24 protein-coding genes are annotated in these 21,805 nt (G+C 69.6%); 13 read left to right on the top strand and 11 right to left on the bottom strand.

Features of this window, described 5'->3' with window-relative positions; all coding sequences use genetic code 11:
- Positions 1–41: 41 nt before the first annotated feature.
- Positions 42–881 (bottom strand): DUF3097 domain-containing protein, encoded by an 840-nt coding sequence (locus ACIOTO_RS16790; RefSeq protein ID WP_400858664.1) that lies wholly within the window; start codon positions 879–881, stop codon positions 42–44.
- Between the two features lie 122 nt (positions 882–1,003).
- Here ACIOTO_RS16790 and ACIOTO_RS16785 point away from each other — a divergent pair, with 122 nt between their 5' ends.
- From ACIOTO_RS16785 to ACIOTO_RS16770, 4 genes are all read left to right on the top strand, one after another.
- Positions 1,004–3,046 carry a TPM domain-containing protein gene (locus tag ACIOTO_RS16785; RefSeq protein ID WP_400858663.1) on the top strand — a complete coding sequence of 681 codons (2,043 nt, stop codon included), beginning with the start codon at positions 1,004–1,006 and terminating at the stop codon, positions 3,044–3,046.
- 58 nt (positions 3,047–3,104) lie between these two features.
- Positions 3,105–3,848 carry a PspA/IM30 family protein gene (locus ACIOTO_RS16780; RefSeq protein WP_029261911.1) on the top strand — a complete coding sequence of 248 codons (744 nt, stop codon included), beginning with the start codon at positions 3,105–3,107 and terminating at the stop codon, positions 3,846–3,848.
- A gap of 65 nt (positions 3,849–3,913) precedes the next feature.
- The gene (locus tag ACIOTO_RS16775) at positions 3,914–4,717 is read left to right on the top strand and encodes an arginase family protein (protein WP_400858662.1); all 804 of its coding nucleotides are present in this window, start codon (positions 3,914–3,916) and stop codon (positions 4,715–4,717) included.
- Positions 4,714–5,157 (top strand): Fe-S oxidoreductase, encoded by a 444-nt coding sequence (locus ACIOTO_RS16770; RefSeq protein ID WP_400858661.1) that lies wholly within the window; start codon positions 4,714–4,716, stop codon positions 5,155–5,157. Before ACIOTO_RS16775 ends, ACIOTO_RS16770 begins: the two co-directional genes overlap by 4 nt.
- A 16-nt stretch (positions 5,158–5,173) precedes the next feature.
- On the opposite strand, the gene ACIOTO_RS16765 is transcribed toward ACIOTO_RS16770, so the two are convergent.
- The 3 genes from ACIOTO_RS16765 to ACIOTO_RS16755 all read right to left on the bottom strand — a co-directional run bounded on the left by ACIOTO_RS16765 (position 5,174) and on the right by ACIOTO_RS16755 (position 6,905).
- The gene (locus ACIOTO_RS16765; RefSeq protein WP_400858660.1) at positions 5,174–5,644 is read right to left on the bottom strand and encodes an SIP domain-containing protein; all 471 of its coding nucleotides are present in this window, start codon (positions 5,642–5,644) and stop codon (positions 5,174–5,176) included.
- Between the two features lie 74 nt (positions 5,645–5,718).
- On the bottom strand, positions 5,719–6,429 hold the full coding sequence (locus tag ACIOTO_RS16760; RefSeq protein ID WP_400858853.1) for a tyrosine-protein phosphatase: 711 nt from the start codon (positions 6,427–6,429) through the stop codon (positions 5,719–5,721).
- On the bottom strand, positions 6,429–6,905 hold the full coding sequence (locus ACIOTO_RS16755) for a carboxymuconolactone decarboxylase family protein (protein WP_029261916.1): 477 nt from the start codon (positions 6,903–6,905) through the stop codon (positions 6,429–6,431). The genes ACIOTO_RS16760 and ACIOTO_RS16755 overlap by 1 nt, the downstream gene beginning before the upstream one ends.
- A 171-nt stretch (positions 6,906–7,076) precedes the next feature.
- Here ACIOTO_RS16755 and ACIOTO_RS16750 point away from each other — a divergent pair, with 171 nt between their 5' ends.
- The 6 genes from ACIOTO_RS16750 to ACIOTO_RS16725 all read left to right on the top strand — a co-directional run bounded on the left by ACIOTO_RS16750 (position 7,077) and on the right by ACIOTO_RS16725 (position 13,044).
- Positions 7,077–8,003, top strand: coding sequence for an alpha/beta fold hydrolase (locus tag ACIOTO_RS16750; protein ID WP_400858851.1), 927 nt, complete (start codon positions 7,077–7,079; stop codon positions 8,001–8,003).
- 92 nt (positions 8,004–8,095) lie between these two features.
- Positions 8,096–9,616, top strand: coding sequence for an ABC transporter substrate-binding protein (locus tag ACIOTO_RS16745; RefSeq protein WP_400858658.1), 1,521 nt, complete (start codon positions 8,096–8,098; stop codon positions 9,614–9,616).
- Positions 9,617–9,633: 17 nt separating this feature from the next.
- Entirely contained in the window at positions 9,634–10,584 is a 951-nt protein-coding gene (locus ACIOTO_RS16740) for an ABC transporter permease (protein ID WP_029261919.1), read from the top strand.
- Complete coding sequence (locus ACIOTO_RS16735; RefSeq protein WP_400858657.1) at positions 10,581–11,450, top strand: ABC transporter permease; 870 nt, start codon at positions 10,581–10,583, stop codon at positions 11,448–11,450. Before ACIOTO_RS16740 ends, ACIOTO_RS16735 begins: the two co-directional genes overlap by 4 nt.
- Positions 11,447–12,238: an ABC transporter ATP-binding protein gene (locus ACIOTO_RS16730; protein WP_400858656.1), complete on the top strand. Its 792-nt coding sequence runs from the start codon at positions 11,447–11,449 to the stop codon at positions 12,236–12,238. Before ACIOTO_RS16735 ends, ACIOTO_RS16730 begins: the two co-directional genes overlap by 4 nt.
- Entirely contained in the window at positions 12,235–13,044 is an 810-nt protein-coding gene (locus ACIOTO_RS16725; RefSeq protein ID WP_400858655.1) for an ABC transporter ATP-binding protein, read from the top strand. Before ACIOTO_RS16730 ends, ACIOTO_RS16725 begins: the two co-directional genes overlap by 4 nt.
- Before the next feature lie 25 nt (positions 13,045–13,069).
- On the opposite strand, the gene ACIOTO_RS16720 is transcribed toward ACIOTO_RS16725, so the two are convergent.
- The 3 genes from ACIOTO_RS16720 to ACIOTO_RS16710 are packed head-to-tail and all read right to left on the bottom strand — an operon-like array spanning position 13,070 to position 15,243.
- Positions 13,070–13,681 (bottom strand): GNAT family N-acetyltransferase, encoded by a 612-nt coding sequence (locus ACIOTO_RS16720; protein ID WP_400858654.1) that lies wholly within the window; start codon positions 13,679–13,681, stop codon positions 13,070–13,072.
- A gap of 57 nt (positions 13,682–13,738) precedes the next feature.
- Positions 13,739–14,458 carry a uracil-DNA glycosylase gene (locus ACIOTO_RS16715; protein ID WP_400858653.1) on the bottom strand — a complete coding sequence of 240 codons (720 nt, stop codon included), beginning with the start codon at positions 14,456–14,458 and terminating at the stop codon, positions 13,739–13,741.
- Between the two features lie 2 nt (positions 14,459–14,460).
- Complete coding sequence (locus tag ACIOTO_RS16710) at positions 14,461–15,243, bottom strand: SDR family oxidoreductase (protein WP_400858652.1); 783 nt, start codon at positions 15,241–15,243, stop codon at positions 14,461–14,463.
- Between the two features lie 196 nt (positions 15,244–15,439).
- Here ACIOTO_RS16710 and ACIOTO_RS16705 point away from each other — a divergent pair, with 196 nt between their 5' ends.
- The 3 genes from ACIOTO_RS16705 to ACIOTO_RS16695 all read left to right on the top strand — a co-directional run bounded on the left by ACIOTO_RS16705 (position 15,440) and on the right by ACIOTO_RS16695 (position 19,133).
- Positions 15,440–16,762: a bifunctional o-acetylhomoserine/o-acetylserine sulfhydrylase gene (locus tag ACIOTO_RS16705; RefSeq protein ID WP_400858651.1), complete on the top strand. Its 1,323-nt coding sequence runs from the start codon at positions 15,440–15,442 to the stop codon at positions 16,760–16,762.
- 134 nt (positions 16,763–16,896) lie between these two features.
- Entirely contained in the window at positions 16,897–17,829 is a 933-nt protein-coding gene (locus ACIOTO_RS16700) for an endonuclease/exonuclease/phosphatase family protein (protein WP_400858650.1), read from the top strand.
- 98 nt (positions 17,830–17,927) lie between these two features.
- Positions 17,928–19,133 carry a homoserine O-acetyltransferase gene (locus tag ACIOTO_RS16695; RefSeq protein WP_400858649.1) on the top strand — a complete coding sequence of 402 codons (1,206 nt, stop codon included), beginning with the start codon at positions 17,928–17,930 and terminating at the stop codon, positions 19,131–19,133.
- A 10-nt stretch (positions 19,134–19,143) separates the two neighbouring features.
- Here the strand turns inward: ACIOTO_RS16695 and ACIOTO_RS16690 are convergent, their stop codons facing one another.
- Genes ACIOTO_RS16690 through ACIOTO_RS16675 form a run of 4 tightly spaced genes read right to left on the bottom strand, consistent with a single transcriptional unit; the run spans position 19,144 to position 21,802 of the window.
- Entirely contained in the window at positions 19,144–19,755 is a 612-nt protein-coding gene (locus tag ACIOTO_RS16690; protein WP_400858648.1) for an NUDIX domain-containing protein, read from the bottom strand.
- Between the two features lie 9 nt (positions 19,756–19,764).
- Complete coding sequence (locus tag ACIOTO_RS16685; RefSeq protein WP_400858647.1) at positions 19,765–20,994, bottom strand: MFS transporter; 1,230 nt, start codon at positions 20,992–20,994, stop codon at positions 19,765–19,767.
- 9 nt (positions 20,995–21,003) lie between these two features.
- Positions 21,004–21,480, bottom strand: coding sequence for a GNAT family N-acetyltransferase (locus ACIOTO_RS16680; RefSeq protein WP_400858646.1), 477 nt, complete (start codon positions 21,478–21,480; stop codon positions 21,004–21,006).
- Positions 21,473–21,802 carry a thiamine-binding protein gene (locus ACIOTO_RS16675; RefSeq protein ID WP_091033868.1) on the bottom strand — a complete coding sequence of 110 codons (330 nt, stop codon included), beginning with the start codon at positions 21,800–21,802 and terminating at the stop codon, positions 21,473–21,475. Before ACIOTO_RS16675 ends, ACIOTO_RS16680 begins: the two co-directional genes overlap by 8 nt.
- Positions 21,803–21,805 lie beyond the last annotated feature (3 nt).

The following is a 21,805-nucleotide window of genomic DNA, read 5'->3' as shown; positions in this document are numbered from 1 at the left end:
TCGTCGGCGCCCCGCGCTCCCTGCGTCCACGGTGGCGGCGTTCAACCCGCCGGGGCCGTGACGAAGTCGATGAGCTCCTCCACACGGCCGAGCAGCGCGGGTTCCAGGTCCCGGTAGGTGGTCACCTTCGAGAGGATGTGCTGCCACGCGCGGGCGATGTCGGCCTGGGTCTCATGGGGCCACCCGAAGGCCCGGCAGATCCCGACCTTCCACTCGATCCCGCGCGGGATCTCCGGCCACTTCGCGATGCCCAGGGCTCGCGGGGTGACACACTGCCAGACGTCGATGAAGGGGTGCCCGACGATGCGGAGGTGTCGGCCGTGCGGGCCGCGCGCAATGGCCTGCGCGATCCTGGTCTCCTTGGAACCGGGCACGAGATGGTCGACGAGCACGCCGTATCGGCGGCTGGCGCTGGGCGGCTCGGCGGTCAGCAGATCGTCGAGCAGATCGACGCCCTGCAGGAACTCGACGACCACGCCCTCGACGCGGAGATCGGCGCCCCAGACCTTCTCCACCAGCTCGGCATCGTGTCTGCCCTCGACGAGGATGCGACTGGGCAGCGCGACGCGTGCGCGCTGATCCGCGACGACGAACGATCCGGATGCGGTGCGCCGCGGACCCTGTTCCTTCGCCGCCGGCACGACGAGCCGCACCGGTGCGCCGTCGATGAGGAACCCGCCACCGAGGGGGAACAGGCGTCGACGGCCGACGCGATCCTCCAGCTCGACGTTGCCGGCCTGCACGCGGGTGACCGCGCCGCAGAAGCCGTCATCGGCGACCTCCACGACCAGATCCGCCTCCGCCGCGACCTGCGGCACCTTCTTCGCGCCGCGGTCGCGCCAGCCTGTCGCCAGCACATCCGAACCGTACATGTCGTCCATGCCTTCCAGGGTATGTGCCTCCGCTGAGGGCGAACGGCGAACCCGCCGCTGGTGCTGTCGCGTGTCGGGCTCTGTGCATAGACTCATGGCATGGGGCTCGGCTGCCGGTCGGAGGGAACACGATGACGAAACGGTGGCTCACGCTGGCCGCACTCGCGCTGGCCGCCGTGGCAGGAACGTTTACCGCGTCCGCGGCATCCGCCACCGATCCGCTCACCCTCGATTCCGGCTACGTCACCGACCAGGCCGACGTGCTCAGCGCCGATGAAGAAGCCACTGTCGAGGCCCGGCTCGAGGAGCTGACCGCCAACTCGAACGCCGATCTGTTCGTCGTGCTGGTGGACGACTTCACCAACCCGAGCGACAACGTGCAGTGGGCCGACACCGTCGCCGACAGCAACAACCTCGGCAGCGAGCAGTATCTCCTCGCGATCGCGGTGGACGGCCGCAGCTACTACATCTCGGCGGCGCCCGACGGGCCGGTGAGCTTCGACCAGCTCGACACCATCGAAGACAAGATGGTCCCGCTCGCCGCCGACGGCGACTGGGTCGGGGCGATCACTCTCGCCGCCGATGAGATCCAGGGCGACGGGGGTGCCGGAGCGCTCCGTGTCACGCTGATCGTGGTGGCCGTCATCGCGGCCGCTCTGCTCATCTGGCTCATCGTCGCGCTCGTCCGACGCGCGCGGCGCAAGGCCGAGATCCGCCGACGCGGCGCGATGCCGGAGACACCCGACCCCGCTGATCCGTTCTCCACCCTCACCGACGAGCAGGTCGAGACGCAGGCCGGGCTCGCACTCGTCCAGGCCGATGACGCCATCACCTCGAGCAAGGAAGAGCTCGGCTTCGCGGTCGCGCAGTTCGGCGAGGGCGCCACCGAGGAGTTCACCCGCGTCGTCGACGCGGCGAAGGCCAAGATCGCTGAGGCCTTCGACCTCAAGCAGAAGCTCGACGACGAGATCGAGGACACGATCCACGACCGTCGGGCCTGGCACATCCGCATCATCCGGATCGCCGAAGAGATCGACGATGTGCTCGACGACAACACCGAGGCCTTCGATGCCCTTCGCAAACTCGAGCAGAATGCGCCGCAGGAACTCGAGAGGGTCCGCGGCGAACGCGCGGCTCTGACCCCGATCCTCGCCGCCGCCGCACCGGCTCTGTCCGCACTGTCGGCGACGTATGACCCGGCAGCCCTGAGCACGGTCGCGGACAACCCCGCGCAGGCACAGGAGCGCGCCGACCTGGCCGACCGCTCGATCGAGGCGGCCGCCCAGGCGATCGCGGCCGGCCGATCCGGCGAAGCCGCCTTCGCGATCCGCACCGCCGAGCAGTCGGTCGCACAGGCCGCCCAGCTCGCCCAAGCGGTCTCGACCTTGGGCGCCGAGCTGGCCGCCATCGAGACACAGTCGCAGGCGCTGGTCACGGAACTACAGGCCGACCTCGCCGCGGCACAGCAGCTGCCCGATACGACCGGTGCGGTCGCGGCGGCCTCCTCCGCGACCGCGCAGCAGCTCCAACTGGCGCAGGCCGACCTCGCCAGCACGAAGCGCAATCCGCAGCGGGTACTCGAGGCGCTGAGCACCGCGAACGCCCAGATCGATGCGGCAATCGCCCAGGGCAGAGAAGGCGTCGAGCGCTCGCGCCGCGTGCAGCAGATGCTCGAGCAGACCCTCGCGCAGGCGAATTCCGAGATCCGTGCGGCGCGCGAGTTCATCGAGACCCGCCGCGGCACGGTCGGCTCGACGGCACGAACCCGGCTCGCCAACGCCGAGGCCAGTCTCACCCAGGCGTTGAACCTGCGCGCCACCGACCCCGAGGCGTCTCTGGCCGAGGCCAACCGCGCACTCGCCCTCGCCGGCCAGGCCACTTCCGCCGCGCAATCCGACGTCCAGGCGTACAACCCGCCCGGGTACGACAGCGGCTGGGGCAGCCCGTTCGGCGGATCCAATTCCTCGTCCGGCGGTTCCGGAATCGGCGGGGACATCCTCGGCGGCATCATCGGCGGACTCCTCGCCGGCGGTGGCGGCGGGTCGTCCCGTCGAAGCAGCAGCAGCGGCTGGCGCTCTTCCGGGGGCGGCGGCTTCCGCAGCTCCGGTTTCGGCGGCGGGGGATCCCGCGGCGGTGGAGGCCGCAGCGGTCGATCCGGAGGTAGACGCTTCTGATCCGCCACACAGACATTTACGCCAAGCTCTCGAAGACGCCCTCTGAAAGGAACCACGCATGACCAAGCAGTCCATCTTCGGACGTATCTCGACCCTCGTCCGCGCGAACATCAACTCCCTCCTGGACTCCGCGGAAGACCCGCAGAAGATGATCGACCAGCTCGTTCGCGACTACACGAACAGCATCGCCGACGCCGAGTCCGCGATCGCCGAGACCATCGGCAACCTGCGACTCCTCGAGCGTGACCACGAGGAAGACGTGCAGGCCGCGACCGAGTGGGGCAACAAGGCCCTCGCCGCCAGCCGCAAGGCCGACGAGATGCGCAAGAGCGGCGACGCCACCGATGCCGACAAGTTCGACAACCTCGCCAAGATCGCGCTGCAGCGCCAGATCAGCGCCGAGCGCGAGGCGACCGGCGCCGAGCCGCAGATCGCGGCACAGACCGAGATCGTCGACAAGCTCAAGAGCGGCCTCAACGGCATGAAGGACAAGCTCGTCGAGCTCAAGAACAAGCGCAGCGAGCTTCTCGCGCGTGCCAAGGTCGCCGAGGCGCAGACCAAGGTGCAGGACGCAGTGGGCTCGATCAACGTGCTCGACCCCACCAGCGAGCTGGGCCGGTTCGAGGACAAGGTCCGTCGCCAGGAGGCCATCGCTCAGGGCAAGATCGAGCTCGCGGCGTCCAGCCTCGACGCGCAGTTCGAGAGCCTGGAAGACCTCGGCGAGCTGACCGAGGTCGAGGCGCGTCTCGCCGAGCTCAAGGCCGGCGGCAGCGCTCCCCGTCAGGCCATCGAAGGCAACTGACACCACCAGCGGGTGTCCCGGGCCGTGCGCCCGGGACATCCGCGCTCTTCTTCTCGGAGGCACCCATGGTGCGATTCCTCGTCATCCCGCAGTGGCAGGGTTCCCCCGCACCGCGCGCGATGCTCCTCGTCGACGGTGCCGCAGCCATCGCCGGAGACCTTCCTCGGGCCGCCACGACCGTGCTGGAGGTGCCGGTCGAGGCGGGTGAATCCCTCGGCACCGGGGTGCGCCGCCTGAGCGCGCTGCTGCGCACACGCGAGCTCACCCACGGGCACATCGACTCGGATACGGTCGTGATCGGCGGCGACTGCAGCATCACCGTCGCCGCGATCGATGCGCTCCCGGGCGGCACCGACGATCTCGCCGTCGTGTGGTGCGACGCCCACGCCGACCTCCACACGCCCGATACCTCTCCCTCCGGAGCCTTCTCCGGAATGGCGTTGCGCGCCCTGCTCGGCGAGGGCGAGGAGCAGCTCGTCCTCTCCCCCGCGATCCGCGCCGACCGGGTGGTAACCGTGGGCGTGCGCAATCTCGACGACGCCGAGGTCGCCCCCCTCGAGGGTCTGACGAACCTCTCGGTCGACGACCTCGAACGACCCGATGCGCTGCTCGACGCGGTCAGAGCGACCGGGGCATCACGGGTCTGGGTCCACATCGACGTGGATGTGCTCGACCCCTCCGACTTCGCCGGCGTCTCCTCCTCCGTGCCGTTCGGGCTCTCCCCCACGGCTCTGAGCGCCGCCATCCGCGCGCTGCGCACCGAGATCCCGCTGGCCGGCGCGACGATCGCCGGCTTCGCCCCGCGAACGCCGGCCGATGCGGTCGACGACCTCGGAGCACTGCTCCGATTGGTCGGAGCCGTGGCATGAGCACGGCGGCGGACTGGCGTCCTGCCGCCGACGAGGCGCTGACCCGCGGGCGTCGCCTCGACCGCCGGATCCCCGCGTTCCTGCTGCGTTCGCCGATCAGTCGCCTCGGCTATGCCTGGGGCACGGCTGTCGGGTGGCTCTGGGGGTCGCTCTGGAGCACCGGACCTGTCGAGCGGCGAGCCGGGCTGTGGATCTTCCGGGGCATGCCCACCTGGACCTTCAACCGTGGCGGCGTGTGCGTCGGCGGGTGCTTCCTCACCGGCGACGCCCGTCCGAGCGATGCCGTCCTGCGTCACGAGGCCGTGCACAAGGCGCAGTGGCTCCGCTACGGCTTCCTGATGCCGGTGCTCTATCTGTTCGCCGGCCGGGATCCGCTGCGCAACCGCTTCGAGATCGAGGCGGGGCTGGAAGACGGCAACTACGTGCGCCGGTCGCGCTGACGCCGCGCTCGCGTGGTCAGCGGTCGGAGGGCAGCAGGCCGAAGCGCTCGGGGGTGCGGATGAGTGCGGGCGAGACCTGCAGCGCGCTCGTCAGGTGCTCGACGATGTCCGCGGTGCCGAGGTAGCCGCCGAGCAGCGTGACGCGCGTCTCGATCTCGTCGTCGCACATCATCTCGTCGGCCCACGCGCAGGTCGCGCGCGCCAGGGCCTGACCCGGAGCGCAGGCACGGCCGGTGCCGGGAGCACCGGAGCGCTGCTCGCGCGCGAGCCACGTGACGGTCATCCGTCCCGGAGCCTCGATCACGCCGATATCGGCGACCGTGGGCACCTCGATGAAGATGCGGCCGGAGGCGCACAGCGGCAGCGTCGTCAGGAATATCTCGAGCTCGGTGAGGGACTGTTCGTCCGCCGTCACCAGGTGGTGCGCGCGCTGACGTGCCGCGCGGCGTGCTGCGCGCGTGCTGCGAGTCTCGAGCGAGGTGTTCATGATGCTCTCATGGTACACCAAGTGAAGGCTTGCCTTACCTTGCTTCCTCGGGCCGGGCGCGGTCCCGATGCGCGCTACTCGGTCGGCTCGACGAGGGCGGCGGTCAGCGCGGCGAGCTCCGCCTCGGTCATCCCGTGGGCCCGCAGGTAACCCGCGGCGGAACCCCAGCGCTCATCGACCTGCTCCAGCAGGCTCCGCATCACCGAAGCGGGCGACTGCGTCGCCAGGGCCACCGCATGCACCGCCTCGGGGTGCTCGGCGCGCAGATACGCGGCGATGCGCCGCGAACGCTCAGCCGGCAGCTGCGACTCCGTGAGTGCGTAGTCGGCGATCACGGCCTCACGATCGGCGCCGACGGCGGAGAGGGCGAGGGCCACCGTGACCCCCGTGCGGTCCTTGCCGACCGTACAGTGCACCAGGGTGGGCGCCCCTGCTGCGATGATGCGGATGGCCTCGACCAGGCGCTCCCCACTCTCCTCCAGCAGATGCAGGTAGAGATCGTCGAGGCTCGTGTCGGCTTCGAAGAACGACCGGACCGAGCCCAGGAACAGCGGGAGGTGCGTGGTGTCCGGTCCCTCGATCTCGGTGGGCTCCGCCGCCACCTCCTCGCCGTCGCGGAGGTCGACGATGTGCTGCACCGTCGCACGGAGCACGGCCGCTCCGTTCGTCGTGGCGCCCGAAAGCTGACCCGACCGCAGCAGCACGCCCGCCCGGATGCGGCCGCCGGACGTCGGGATGCCGCCGACATCGCGGACGTTGGTGACCCCGTCGACGTCGAGGATCATCACGCCTGCGCCTGCGGAGTCCGGGCGGGAACCGGATAGCGTCCGGCGATCACGACGCGGTTGAACGCGTTGATGGAGACGCACGCCCAGCTGAGCGCCGCGTACTCCTTCTCTGTGAAGACGCTGCCGACCAGGTCGTACACCTCGTCGGACACGCCGTCTTCGGAGATGAAGGTGAACGCCTCGGCGAGCTCGAGGGCCGCGCGCTCGCGCTCGCTGAACACGCCACTCTCGCGCCAGGTCGGGATCTGGGTGAGCGTGTCGGTGTCGATGCCGGCGGCGACGGCGCGGTCGACGTGGATGCGGGCGCAGTATGCGCACCCGTTGAGCTGCGAGCAGTGGATCATGACGATCTCCTTGAGGCGATCGTCGATGCCGTTCGCCGCGCAGATCTGCCCGACGGTCTTCGAGAACGCATCGAGCGCCTGATACGCGGTCGGCTCGGTCTTGGACAGGTGCACACGCGTCTCACTCATGACTCCATGATATTCGGCGCTCGCCCTCGCGGTCATGGCTCGCGTCGACGACGAAGAATGCACAACGCCACGCCAAAGGGCGCTATGCGCGACATAAAACCAAGCGACTCCGGGTTCTCGCTTGTCGCATTGCTCCAGCATTTCTCCTGCATCATCGCGGAGGAGCAGAATATCCACGTGGCGATCGACATCAGCGAGTTCAGCTATCTTCCCGCACAGGCCGAAGCGCTCGGCGTTCCGCTCCCGGAAGTGGAGCGCCTCACCCTCCCCCTCGCCGATGGACGCTCGGTGAGCGCTCTGCGGTTCGGTGGGGCGGAGCCGCAGGTCACACTGTTGCACGGCGCGGGCCTGAACGCGCACACGTGGGACACGACCTCCCTCGCGCTTCAGCGGCCGCTGCTCGCCATCGACCTGGCCGGCCACGGCGACTCCTCCTGGCGGGACGACGTCGACTACACGCCGCGCACCCTCGCAGGCGATGTCGCAGAGGCCCTCGACGCCTGGACCTCACAGCCGCAGATCGTCGTCGGACAGTCGCTCGGCGGACTCACCGGCGCCGCCCTCGCCGCTTCCCGACCCGATCTGGTCTCCGAGCTCGTGATCGTCGACATCACCCCCGGCATCGACGTCACCGCCGGACCGGCCGCGCTGCGCGAGTTCTACGCCGGCCCCACGGACTTCGCCTCCAGGGACGAACTCGTCGACAAGGCGATATCGCTCGGCTTCGGTGGCAGCCGTCCCGAGACCGAGCGAGGCGTCTTCCTCAACACCCGCGTGCGACCCGACGGACGAGTGGAGTGGAAGCACCACTTCGCACACCTCGCCGCACACGCGCTCGCCGCACACGATCCGGGTTCGGCCACCGCACCGTCGGTCCTGCACGAGACCGGGTGGGACGACCTGTCCGGGGTGAGCGCCCCGATCACCCTGGTGCGCGCCGCCCGCGGGTTCGTCAGCGAGGCCGATGCCGCAGACTTCCAGCGTCGTGTGCCCGCAGCCCGCGTGGTGACCCTGGACGCGACGCACAACGTGCAGGAAACTGCACCGGTCGAGCTGGCCGCCCTCATCGCCGCCGCATCCACCGTTCGCGGAATATGACCTTCCGTTCCACACCCGACCCGCACCCCGCCACGCAACTCTAGGCTCGACACAACGGCACACAGCAACTGCCGCACCGAGAGGAAACGCCCATGTTCCGACGCACCCGACGTCTCGCGCTGATCTCCGCGCTCGCGGCCACCGCCGTCATACTCAGCGCCTGCGCCGGCTCCCCTGCGCCCAGCCCTTCCGAGAGCGCCGGCGAGCCCGACCCCGACGCGACCCTGCACGTCGGACTGGTCCTCGAACCGACCAACCTCGACATCCGGCACACCAGCGGCGCAGCTCTCGAGCAGATCCTCATCGACAACATCTACGAGGGCCTCGTCACCCGCACGCAGGACAACGAGATCGAAGGGCGACTCGCCACGGACTACGAGGTCTCCGACGACGGGCTGACCTACACCTTCACCCTCGGCGAGGGCATCCTCTTCCACGACGGCACCCCGCTCACCTCCGCCGACGTCGTCTCCTCGTACGAGACCGTCCGCACGGACGCCACCGTGCAGGGGAACGCCGACTTCGCAGCGGTCTCGTCGATCACGGCGCCGGATGCCACCACGGTGCAGATCGTGCTCACCGAACCGAACCAGAACTTCCTGTTCGCCCTGACGGGTCCGGCGGGGCTGGTCTTCAAGACCGGCGACACCACCGACCTGAAGTCGGCCGAGAACGGCACCGGGCCGTTCACGCTGACCCGCTGGAACAAGGGCAGCACCATCACCTTCGCCCGCAACGACGAGTACTGGGGAGACCCGGCCGGTGTCGCGCAGGTCGAGTTCCAGTACATCCCGGACTTCACGGCGGGCGTGAACGCCGCACTCGCCGGCGACGTCGAGGTGCTCACCGCCGTCGATCCCAACCTCGCGCCGCAGCTCGAGGACTCCGGAGAGTTCGCGCTGACGAAGGGCCGCACCACCGACAAGGCCACGCTGGCGTTCAACAACAAGAAGGCGCCGCTCGACGACGTCCGCGTGCGCGAGGCACTCCGCCTGGCCATCGACCACGATGCCCTCATCGAGGCGGTCGGCGCGGGCACCACGCTGTTCGGCCCGATCCCCGAGCTCGACCCCGGCTACGAAGACCTGTCGGACGTGATCTCGTACGACCCGGAGAAGGCCAAGGACCTGCTCGCCGAAGCCGGCCAGGAAGACCTGGAGCTCACCCTCACGATCCCCGCGTTCTACGGGACGACGGTGCCCAAGGTGCTGATCTCCGACTTCAAGAAGGTCGGCGTCGCCCTCGACGTCAACTCGGTCGAGTTCCCGACCTGGCTCGAAGACGTGTACACGAACAAGGACTACGACCTCAGCTTCGTGCTGCACGTCGAGCCGCGCGACTTCGGCAACTTCGCCAACCCCGACTACTACTTCGGCTACGACAACGCGGAGGTACAGGACCTGTACTCGAAGGCCCTCGCCGAGGTGGACCCCGACAAGTCCGCCGAGCTGCTGGCGCAGGCCGCGCGCATCGTGTCGGAGGACCACGCTGCCGACTGGCTGTACAACGGCGAGACCATCACGGCCGTGGCACCGATCGTCGCCGGATTCCCCGAGGACTCGATCAACTCCCGGATCAACCTCGCCGGCGTGACCGTCTCCGCAGTGAAGTAGCAAGCGGTCACCCCTCCGTGATCCGCTACGCGCTCGTCCGAGGAGCCCTGCTCATCGCAGGGCTCCTCGTGTCGAGCGTGCTCATCTTCCTCACCCTCCGGGTCTTCCCGGGAGATGTCGCTCAGCTGATCGCCGGCACGCAGGCCTCCCCCGCCGAGGTCGACGCGCTCCGGGAGTCGCTCGGGCTGAACCAGCCGCTGCTCGCGCAGTACACCGACTGGATCGGAGGCATCTTCCGGGGCGACCTCGGCACCTCGCTGCTCTCTGGCGCCTCGGTGGGCGAGGAACTGCTGCTCAAGGCCCAGGTCACCGTGCCCCTCGGCATCATGTCGCTGCTCATCGCCGTGCTCATCGCGGTGCCGTTCGGGATCCTCGCCGCCCTCCTGCGCGGCCGCCGCACCGGCACCGCCCTCAGCGTCGGCGCCCAGACGCTGGCCGCCGTGCCCGTCGTGTGGGCCGGCATGATGCTCATCGTCGTGTTCTCGGTCTGGCTCGGCTGGCTCCCGCCGCAGGGGTTCCCCCGCACCGGCTGGTCGACGCCCGGGCGTGCGATCGAGTCGCTGCTCCTCCCCGCGCTGACGATCGGCGTGGTGGAGGGGGCCATGCTCATGCGCTTCGTGCGCAGCGCGACCCTGCAGGCCGCGGGACAGGACTTCGTCCGCACGGCCGCGGCGAAGGGACTCACCCGCACCCGCGCGCTCATCCAGCACGGCATCCCTGCGGTGGGACTGTCGATCATCACGGTGCTCGGACTCCAGGTCGCCGGGATCATCGTCGGATCCGTCATCATCGAGCAGCTGTTCACCCTCCCCGGAATCGGACGGATGCTGGTCGCCGACGTCGGCACCCGCGACCTCATCAAGGTGCAGAGCGAGCTGCTCGTCCTCACCGGCTTCGTGCTGGTCGTGGGCTTCGTCGTCGACCTCCTGCACCGCGCCATCGATCCTCGACAGCGGGAGGCCGCATGACGCCGCGCTGGCTCGGCCGACTCTGGGGCACCCCGACGGGGCGCTTCGGGATCATCGTCGTCGTCGTGATCGCCCTGACCGCGATCGTGGCGCTGTTCTGGACCCCGTTCGACCCGCAGGCGTCGGACATCGGCGACCGCTGGTTGCCGCCGAGCTGGCCGCACCTGCTCGGCACCGACGACACCGGCCGCGACATCCTGAGCCTGCTGATGGCGGGCGCGCGCACGACCGTCTTCGTCAGCATCGGCGCGGGAATCGTGGCCACGCTCGTCGGCATTGCCCTGGCAGCCCTCGGCGCCCTCACCGCGCGGTGGATGCGTGAGGCCGTCGCGGTTCTCGTCGACATCCTGATCGCCTTCCCCGTGCTGCTGATCGCCATGATGATCTCGTCGGTCTGGGGCGGGTCGCTCTGGGTCGTGGTCTGGGCCGTGGGGATCGGCTTCGGCGTGAACATCGCCCGTGTCACCCGGCCCGAGCTGCGCCGCGTGCAGCAGAGCGACTTCGTGCTCGCCGCCCGTGCCGCAGGTCTCACGCCCACACAGAGCCTCGTGCGGCACCTGCTGCCGAACGTCGCCCCGGTCTTCATCGTGCAGCTCTCCTGGTCCATGGCCGTCGCCGTGCTCGCCGAGGCCGGCCTGTCGTACCTCGGATTCGGCGCGTCGGTGGTCGAGCCGAGCTGGGGGCTCCTGCTCGCCGACCTCCAGCGCTACATCGGCGTGCATCCGCTGTCGGTGATCTGGCCGGGGCTCGCGATCACGATCACCGTGCTCGCACTCAACCTCCTCGGCGACGGACTACGCGAGGCGACGGATCCGACCCTGCGGCATCGCGCCGCCGAGGTCCACACGCCGGGAGTGGTCGCATGAGCCTGTCTGTGCGCAATCTGGTGATCGAGATCGACGGGCGTCGCGTCGTCGACGGGATCTCGTTCGAGGTACCCGACGGTGCGCGACTCGGACTGATCGGCGAGTCGGGATCGGGCAAGTCTCTCACCGCGCTCGCGGTCCTCGGGCTGCTCCCCGACGGCGCGACGGCCAGCGGCAGCATCCGCTGGAACGGCATCGAGCTGATCGGGATGCCGGATCGCGAACTGGCGAAGCTCCGCGGGGACGACATCGGCATCGTGTTCCAGGAGCCCCGGACGGCGCTCAACCCCATCCGGACGGTGGGTCGGCAGATCGCGGAGTCCATCCGCATCCACGAGGGGCTCGGCCGTCAGGAAGCCACAGAGCGCGCAATCGCGGAAGCGGCACGCGTACGGCTCCCCGATCCCGAGTCGATCGTGGACCGGTACCCGCACCAGCTCTCGGGCGGTCAGCGCCAGCGCGTCGCGATCGCCATGGCACTCGCCTGTCGTCCGCGGCTGCTCATCGCCGACGAGCCGACCACCGCCCTCGACGTCACGATCCAGGCCGAGATCCTCTCCCTGCTGCTCGCGCTCGTCGCCGACGAGGGGATGTCGCTCGTGTTCATCACGCACGACCTCGCCGTGCTCGCGCAGGTCGCGACCGAGGGCGTGGTGCTCGAGCACGGACGCGTCGTCGAGGCCGCCGCCGTCTCGACGCTGCTGTCGACTCCGGCCTCGCCGATCACCCAGGGTCTGCTGCGGGACGCCACCGCGACTCTCTGGCGGCCGAACGACGGTGCGGCATGAGCCTGATCGAGGCACGGGGACTCCGCCGGGACTTCATCGTCCCGAAGCGGACCGCATTCGAGCGCACGCGCACGCAGACGGCGCTGGCGGCGACCGACCTCGATGTCGTCGAGGGTTCATCCGTGGGGATCATCGGCGAGTCGGGATCGGGAAAGTCCACGCTGGTCCGACTGGTCCTCGGTCTCGACCGCCCCACGTCCGGGACCGTGTCGATCGACGGACGCCCCGTCGACGCCACGGCATCCGCGAAGTCGCTGCACTGGCTGCGGCGGGACACCGGGCTGGTCTTCCAGGATCCGTACGCGTCGCTCGACCCGCGGATGACCGCCGGTCAGATCGTGCGGGAGCCGCTGTGGGCGCTCGGCATCGAGGGAGACCACCGGGCGCGAGTACGTGAAGTGCTGGCGCAGGTCGGGCTCGAGCCCGAGATGGGCGACCGCTATCCGCACGAGTTCTCGGGCGGCCAGCGACAGCGGATCGCGCTCGCCCGGGCGATCGTGCATCGCCCCCGAATCCTCGTCGGCGACGAGCCGCTCTCCGCCCTCGACGTGACGGTGCGCGCGCAGATCCTCGAGCTGCTGATCGATCTCCGCCGCACGACCGATCTCACGCTCCTGCTGGTGTCGCACGACATCGGCGTGGTGCAGAACCTGTGCGACGCGGTCGTCGTGATGAAGGACGGCCACATCGTCGAGCGGGGTTCGACGCAGGATGTGCTGCTGCACCCCACGGAGGACTACACGAAGACGCTGCTCGCGGCGATCCCGGTGATCCCGGCTGCTCCCCCTCGCCCCTCCAGCGACTGAGCCGCCGCGAAATTCGGGTGCGTCGTCAGCGCGCGCCGAAGAGCCTTCGACGGCGTCCGGTAGGCTTGAGCACCCGCCGCATGTAGACGGTGCCGAGGTCGCGGCCGAACTTGTAGCCGACCCGCCCCATGCGACCGGCTTCGACGAACCCCAGCTTCTCGTGCAGCCGGATCGATGCCTCCGCACCACTGTCGCTGATCACCGCGACCATCTCGCGCAGGCCGATCTGCTCGCAGGCATCGATCAGCGCCTGGAGCAGGGCCGCGCCGAGTCCCTTCCCGCCCGCGCCCGGTCCGAGGTAGATCGAGTCCTCGACCGTGTACTTGTAGGCGTTCTTACCGGCCCAGGGCTGCGCGAGCGCGTATCCCATGACCACACCGGCCGGCGAGACCGCCACGAGGAACGGCAGCTCCAGGCGGGTGAGCAGCGCGTACTTGTCGCGCCAGTACGGGATGCTGCTCCGCCGCTCGTCGAGCGTCACCGCCGAGTTGCTCACGAAATGGTTGTAGATCTCGCGGACGTGAGGCAGGTCCGCCGGACGCACCGCACGGATCGTGTACGAGAAGACCTCGGGGGCGATCTCGGGGCGGAGGTGGCGCGGGAGGACGCGGCGACGGTCCCCCGGTTCGAACTGCATGCGCTCAGCTTAGAGACGGAGTGGCTTCGCCCTCCACTCTCCAGTGGATCGCAGCGCCTAGATCAGGCGCTCGGCCTCCGCAGGCTCGCCGCCCACCCGCCAGTCGATCGCGTCCGCACCCTGCTCCGCGAGGAGGTCGTTCACGCGGGAGAACGGGCGAGAACCGAAGAAGCCGCGGCTGGCAGACAGCGGAGACGGATGGGCCGAGGCGATGATCGGCGTCGAACCCAGCATCGGCTGCAGGTTCGCGGCGTCCTTCCCCCACAGCACGGCGACGAGCGGCTGATCACGGGCGACCAGCGTCCGGATCGCGTGCTCGGTGACCTTCTCCCAGCCCCAGCCGCGGTGCGAGGCGGCGGCACCGGGCCGCACGGTGAGCACGCGGTTGAGCAGGAGCACGCCCTGATCGCTCCACGCGGTGAGATCGCCGTGGGGAGCCGGCGGAATCCCGATGTCGCTCTCCCGCTCCTTGTAGATGTTGGTGAGGCTGCGCGGCAGCGGGCGCACATCACGATCGACCGCGAAAGACAGACCGATCGGGTGGCCGGGCGTCGGATACGGGTCCTGTCCGGTGATCAGCACCCGCACGTCGGCCAGCGGTCGCTGGAAGGCCCGGAGCACGTTCTCACCGGACGGCAGGTACCCGTGCCCCGCCTCCTGCTCGGCGCGGAGTCGCTCGCCGAGCTCGGTGATCGTGTCCTGAACAGGAGCGAGCGCCTCCGCCCACCCCGCGTCGATCTGCCCGTCCGCGGCGAGCTCGGCGAGAGACCGCGCCATCGTCAGTCGATGGAGCGCACGCGCAGGGGTCCGCGCGCGAGCAGGTGCTGCGCCGACTGCGCGACCGGGCGCATCGTGATCAGGTCGAGGTTGACGTGTCCCGGCGACTCCAGCGCATAGGCGATCACGTCGGCGACGTCTTCGGCGAGAAGAGGCGCTTCGACCCCCGAGTAGACGGCCTCGGCGGCGACGGCGTCTCCCCCCAGACGGTTCAGCGTGAACTCCTCCGTGTGGACCATGCCGGGCGCGACCTCGACGACGCGGATCGGCTCGCCGTTGAGCTCCTGACGCAGGACCTTCACCAGCATGCCCTCGGCGGCCTTCGCGGCGTTGTATCCGGCGCCGCCCGCATACGCCGACTGCGCGGCGGTCGAGGTCACGAAGATCGTGTCGGCGTGACCGTCTGCCGCAGCGGCCCGACGCAGCAGCGGGAGCAGTCCGGCCACGAGGCGCTGCGACGCGAGCACGTTGGCGTCGAACATCCACTGCCAGTCCGCGACCGAGGCATCCTCGATGCGGTCGGTCCCGCGGGCACCGCCGGCCACCTGCACGAGCGCGTGCACCGGCCCCGACGCTTCGAGCTCCGAAACCAGCGCGTCGACGGCTGCCGAGTCGGTCAGGTCGCACGCGACGGCCGAGGCCCCGGTCTCCGCGGCGAGCGCGGACAGACGATCCTCGCGTCGGGCGACGCCGACGACATCCCATCCTCGTGCCCGGAGTGCGCGCACCGTCGCCGCGCCGATTCCCGAACTCGCACCTGTCACCACTGCACGTCTGTTCACCATGCCTCCACCGTACGATGTTCCGCCGAGATTGCGGAGTCCCGCTCGGGGCTGTCGCAGAACCCTCTCTCCCGCGTGATTCCGGGCCTCCGCCGTGTTACGTCACATTTCCCGGTTGTTGTTGACACGGGCCGATGTTCCGTACTCTCGCTGCAACGGCATCCGCCATCCGACCTTCCGACCACTCCTGGGGGAAATCATGTCCGCACCCGAGTCCTGGCGCTTCGAGACCAAGCAGATCCACTCCGGCGCCGCCCCCGACCCGGTCACGAAGGCCCGCGCCACGCCGATCTACCAGACCACGTCGTACGTGTTCGACAGCGCGGACCATGCGGCCAACCTCTTCGCCCTCGCGGAGTTCGGCAACATCTACACCCGCATCCAGAACCCGACGCAGGACGTGCTCGAGCAGCGTCTCGCCGCGCTCGAAGGCGGCACCGGAGCACTCGTGCTCGCCAGCGGCCAGGCCGCCTCGACCTTCGCGATCCTCAACATAGCTCAGGCCGGCGACCACTTCGTCGCCTCGAGCTCGATCTACGGCGGCACCTACAACCTCTTCAAGTACACCCTCGCCAAGCTCGGCATCGAGGTCACCTTCGTCGAGAACCAGGATGACGCCGAGGAGTGGCGCCGCGCTGTGCGCCCGAACACGAAGCTGTTCTTCGCGGAGACCATCGGCAACCCGCAGATCAACATCCTCGACATCCGCACCGTCGCCGACATCGCACACGAGTCCGGCGTCCCGCTGATCGTCGACAACACGATCGCGACCCCGTACCTGATCCGTCCGTTCGAGTTCGGCGCCGACATCGTCGTGCACTCGGTCACGAAGTTCCTCGGCGGACACGGCACCACCATCGGCGGCGCCATCGTCGACGGCGGAACGTTCGAGTGGTCGAAGAACGTCGACAAGTTCCCCGGCCTCACGGTTCCGGACCCCTCGTACCACGGCGCCAGCTACACCGCTGCGGTCGGCGACCCGCTCGCCTACATCATCAAGGCCCGCGTGCAGCTGCTGCGCGACCTCGGCTCGGCCATCGCGCCGCAGAGCGCGTGGAACCTCATCCAGGGCATCGAGACCCTGTCGCTGCGCATCGAGCGTCACGTGCAGAACGCGCAGGAGATCGCCGAGTGGCTCGACAGCCGTGACGACGTCGCGACCGTCAACTACTCGGGTCTTCCCTCCTCGCCGTGGTACGCCAAGGCGAACGAGTACGCCCCCAAGGGCGTCGGCGCGGTGCTGTCGTTCGAGCTCAAGGGCGGTGTCGAGGCCGGCCGCGAGTTCGTGAACAGCCTGTCGCTGTTCAGCCACCTCGCCAACATCGGCGACGTGCGCTCGCTCGTCATCCACCCCGCGTCGACCACGCACGCGCAGCTCACCCCCGAGCAGCAGCTCACTGCGGGTGTCACCCCGGGCCTCGTCCGCCTCTCCGTGGGCATCGAGAACATCGACGACCTGAAGGCCGACCTCGACCAGGCTCTCGCTGCGGCACGCGCCGTGTCGGAGGCTGCTCGCGCCTGACGTTCCACACGCACCACCACGAGGATGCCTCGGACCACGCGGTCCGGGGCATCCTCGCGTTCGCGGGCGCGGGCACCACCCGGCCGACCCACAGGCGGCTCCGTTGAGAATGGGATCCCCGCTGTGAGGAGAGCATGATCGACGTCGAACACCGACCACCGCTCGCCCGACGCACCACGACGCGCCATGCCCGCCGTCTCGCGATCGCCGGCATCACCGTGCTGATCCTGCTCATGTGCGGCGGGATTCCCGGTGTGGTCGGCACCGCCGTCGCCGCCGCACTTCCCTGGCTCGGACTCGTCCTCCTCGCACTCGTCGTCATCGCGCTCTTCCTCGCGCGGCGCGTGATCGTCCTCCTCCTGGTGCCCACGCTCCTCTGGTTCCTCGCGATGGCCCCGGCGTTCCCCGGCCTCCCGGCATCAGCCAGTGCGGAGAGCGAGCTCACGATCGCCAGCCAGAACGTGCGCGCGCACTCCGGCAGCGCTGCCGCCTCCGCCGCAGAACTCGCGCAGAGCGAAGCGGATGTGATCGCCCTCACGGAACTCGACGGCGACAGCCTCTCCGCCGCGAGCGAGGTGCTCGCCGACGCCTACCCGCACTCCTACACGGTCGGCACGGTGGCGCTGTGGAGTCGATACCCCCTGGCGAGTGCCGAACCGCTCACTCTCGGGCTCAGCTGGAAGCGCGCGCTCCGCGTCGAGGTGCAGAGCCCGGCGGGCCCGGTCGCCGTCTACGTGCTGCACGCCGCATCCGTGCGCCCCGGGCAGCAGCAGGACCGCGACACGATGCTGAACGGCATCGCCGAACAGGTCGCCTCTGACGCGGCCACGGCACTCGTCGTCGTCGGGGACTTCAACGCACCGTCGACGGACCCGAGCCTGGCCGCGCTGCGAGCGGAAGCCGAGTGGGCACGGCCGACCGACGGAACCCTCGGGTTCACGTGGCCCGCCGCATTCCCGCTCGTCCGGATCGACCAGGTGTTCGTCCGCGGACTCGATGTCGTCGCCTCGAGCACCCGACGTGCCGGGAACAGCGACCACCTCGCCACGATGACGCGCGTGCGCTGAGTCGCACGCCCCTTCGTCCGAGCCGTCGCGCGCACGGCGACACGACACCGGGTCGTAACCTGCCACCGGTGGGTCCTGGACCACGCGACAATGGAAGCATGGACTGGCAGACGACCTCCGAGGACACGGTGCCGTCGGCACCCGTGACGGAGGCCGACGTCCGGCTGCTCCGTGCCCGCCCACCGGCGACGGGCGCGTGGCGCGACGGCGACCCGGTCGGCGGTCGGCGTTTCGCGGCGTTCGGCGCCTTCTCGACCGAGAGCGGTCGCGAGCTGCCGGGCATCCGCATCGCGTACGAGTCGTGGGGCGAATTGAATGCCGCTCGCGACAACGCGATCCTCGTGCTGCATGCGCTCACGGGCGACAGCCATGTGCGGGGCCCCGCCGGCTCCGGCCATCCGACCGTGGGGTGGTGGGAGGACATCACCGGCCCCGGTGCGCCGCTCGACACCGACCGCTGGTTCGTGATCGCACCGAACATGCTGGGCGGCTGCCAGGGGTCCACCGGGCCGGCAAGCGTCGCCCCCGACGGCTATGAGTGGGCGTCGCGCTTCCCCTACCTGACGATCCGCGACCAGGTGGCGGCGCAGGTGCGGCTCGCCGATGCGCTGGGCATCGACAGCTGGGCCGCGGTCATCGGCGGATCCATGGGCGGCATGCACGCCCTGGAGTGGGCGGTGGCGCACCCGGAGCGCGTGCAGCGGCTGGCCGTGCTCTCCTCTCCCCCGGTGACGACGGCCGACCAGATCGCGCTGAACACCGTGCAGCTCGAGACCATCCGGATGGACCCGCGGTTCCAGGGCGGCGAGTACTACGACCTCGGAGACGGCGACGGCCCGCACCGCGGACTCGCGCTGGCACGCCGGATGGCTCTGCTGAACTACCGCAGCCCGATCGAGTTGAACCAGCGCTTCCAGCGGTCGTGGCAGTCGGATGTCTCACCTCTCGGTCACGGCGGGCGCTTCGCCGTGGAGTCGTACCTCGATTTCCACGGCAACAAGTTCACCCGTCGCTTCGACGCGAACAGCTACATCACGCTCGTCGAGGCCATGAACTCGCACGACGTCGGCCGCGGGCGCGGCGGTGTCGAAGAGGCGCTGCACGCGGTCACCGCCACCACACTCGTCCTCGGTATCGACAGCGACCGCCTGTTCCCCGTCGACGGACAGCAGCGCATCGCCCGCAGCATCCGGAACGTGATCGACGGCGAGGCCGTGGTGGTCTCCAGCGACTTCGGGCACGACGGCTTCCTCATCGAGACTGAGATCGTCGGCGCGAACCTGCGGCGGCTGCTCGAGAGCTGATCCGCGTCGCTCACCTGGGGAGGAACCGCCACGGCAGCTCGCCCGCCTCGAGACGCCCCTGCTCCCACGCGAACGCCTGCGCGGCGCCCGAACCGAGAACACGGGTCTGGAACAGCTGCACGGCACCGCCGGAAGACAACGCGGATGCCGCGTCGGTGAACGCCGACAGCTGATGCAGCGTGATCCAGGTCGGCGGGTACAGCATCCACTCCCCGGCACCGTGCCGCGCGAGAGCCTCGGCAGGACGGACCCAGGCGATCGCGGCCACCTCGTCTTCGGCGGGTGACGGATCGGCGGCCGGCGCCGCGGCGAGGAAGAACCAGGTGCGGATGCGCGTGGGTGCCTCGACCGGCGGATGCCATTCGGAGAACGCCACCAGCTCCTCGACGACGACCCCGACCTCTTCGAAGGTCTCCCGGATCGCGGCACGACGTGCGTCCTCGACCTCCTCGTCACCGTCTCGGAGGTCGGCCGGCTCGACCTTGCCACCGGGAAAGACCCACGCACCTGCGAATGATCCACGATCGGGACGCCGCATCAGCAGCACTTCGAAGCCGGGGTCGGCTGCGCGCAGCAGCACGACCGTGCCGGCGACGGGGAGAGAGGAATCGGGCGCGATCACCCCGTCACTCTACGACGCGACGCGTTCCCTGGCCGCGCGACGACGCGCTTCCACGCGGTAGGACAGCAGGGCGATCAGCAATCCCGCCACGGCGAGCGCGGCGCCGGTCCATGCGGGAGCCGTGAAGCCCCAACCTGCCGCGATCACGAGCCCACCGAGGAAAGCGCCCAGGCTGTTCCCGATGTTGAGGGCCGAGTGGTTCATCGCCGCCGCGATCGACTGGTTGTCTTCGGCCACATCCATCAGTCGCGTCTGGATCGTCGGGCTCAGCACCGACGACACGAAGCCGACCACGAAGACCAGCAGCCCGAGCGTCACGATCCAGAAGGCCAGGACCGCGAGCAGGCCGAGGACGACGACGAGGGCCGCGAGCCCGAACAGCAGCGTGCGGCGCAGGTCGATGTCTGCGAGGTGGCCGCCGACGAGGTTTCCCGCGGTCATGCCGAGCCCCATCAGCACCAGGACGATCGGCACCGCCCAGTCCGGCGACCCGGCGACCTCGGTCACGAGAGGCGCGATGTAGCTGTAGACGGCGAAGAAACCACCGAAACCGATCGCACCGATGCCGAGCGTGAACCACACCTGCGGGATGCGGAAGACCCGCAGCTCCTGACGCATCGTGCGTCCGGGATCACCGGGGTGCTGCGGCACGAACACCGCGATGAAGACCGTCGCCAACGCGAACACGAGCGCGACGACGGCGAACGCCGCGCGCCATCCCCACACCTGTCCGAGGAACGTGCCGAGCGGCACGCCGACCACGTTGGCGACCGTCAGTCCCGTGAGGATGAATGCCACGCCCTTGGCACGGTTCCCCGGACCCATGACGTCGGCCGCGACCAGGGCGCCGATGCCGAAGTACGCGCCATGCGGGAGCCCTGCCAGGAACCGGGAGGCGGCGACCAGTTCGAACGTGGGCAGGATGACTGTGAGCGCGTTGAAGACCGTCAGGGCGAGGGCCAGCACGATCATGACCCGGTGCCTCGGGAAGCGCGCGACGAAGCCGGCGATGGTCGGCGCACCGACCACGACGCCCAGCGCGTACAGCGAGATCAGCCAACCGGCCTGGCTCAGCGCGTCTTCCTGGCTGGTGGCCCAGAGCGAGGGCAGCAGGTCGGCGGCGATGTTGGGCAGCAGACCCATGACCACGAACTCGGTCATGCCGATGCCGAAGCTGCCGATGGCGAGAGAGAGGAGCGCCCACTTCGCCGCACCCCTCGATTCAGTCGAGGGATTCACCGGTACAGCCTAGCGGCCGTCCGACGCCACGCCGTCCGTGCTCGTCCGCTCACGCAACATGAAGACGTCGACCTCGTCCTGCCTCTCGAGGACGAAGCCGTGGCGTTCATACAGCGCCCGGGCAGGACTGCCCTGGAGCACGTTGAGACGATGGGGCACGTCATCGTCTAGGAGCATCGTCAGGATGCGACCTCCGACGCCGGCCCCCTGGTGCGAAGGAGCGATGTAGAAGTGCTCCAGCCAGCGCGACCCGCCTTCGTCACGGAGCGCGACGGAGCCGACCTCCTCTCCGTCCACGATGATGACGCGGGTCTCCTCCGGCGCGAACGCGTCCCGGAATCGCTGCCGCACGCGCACGTCGTCGTAGCGACCGAGCCGCGTCAGATCGGACCGGAGCACGATCGCCCGCAGTTCCGCGATCCAGTCGACGTCATCGTCGACAGCCGGACGTGTCCGGACCTCGGCAGGAGCGCGCCGATCAGTCATCCGACTCCTCGATCGCCGCCTCGAGGCGCTCGATCTTCGCGTCGAGCTCGCCCGAGTACCCGGGGCGGATGTCGGCCTTGAGGACGAGTGACACCCGCGAGCCGAACGGCATGACGGCCTCGGTGGCGCGCTTCACGACGTCCATCACCGTGTCCCAATCGGGACCCTCGATCTCGGTGAACATGCTCGTCGTGCGGTGCGGCAGCCCCGACTCGCGCACCACGCGCACAGCCGCGGCCACCGCGTCGTGCACGGAGGCATCGGTTCGCTCGGTTCCTTCGGCGGGTGTGCCGCTCGGGGCGACGGAGAAGGCGATCAGCATGGG

Source organism: Microbacterium sp. NPDC087592, assembly GCF_044743585.1.
Classification (GTDB): domain Bacteria; phylum Actinomycetota; class Actinomycetes; order Actinomycetales; family Microbacteriaceae; genus Microbacterium.
This window is presented reverse-complemented; position numbering and strand designations above follow the sequence as displayed.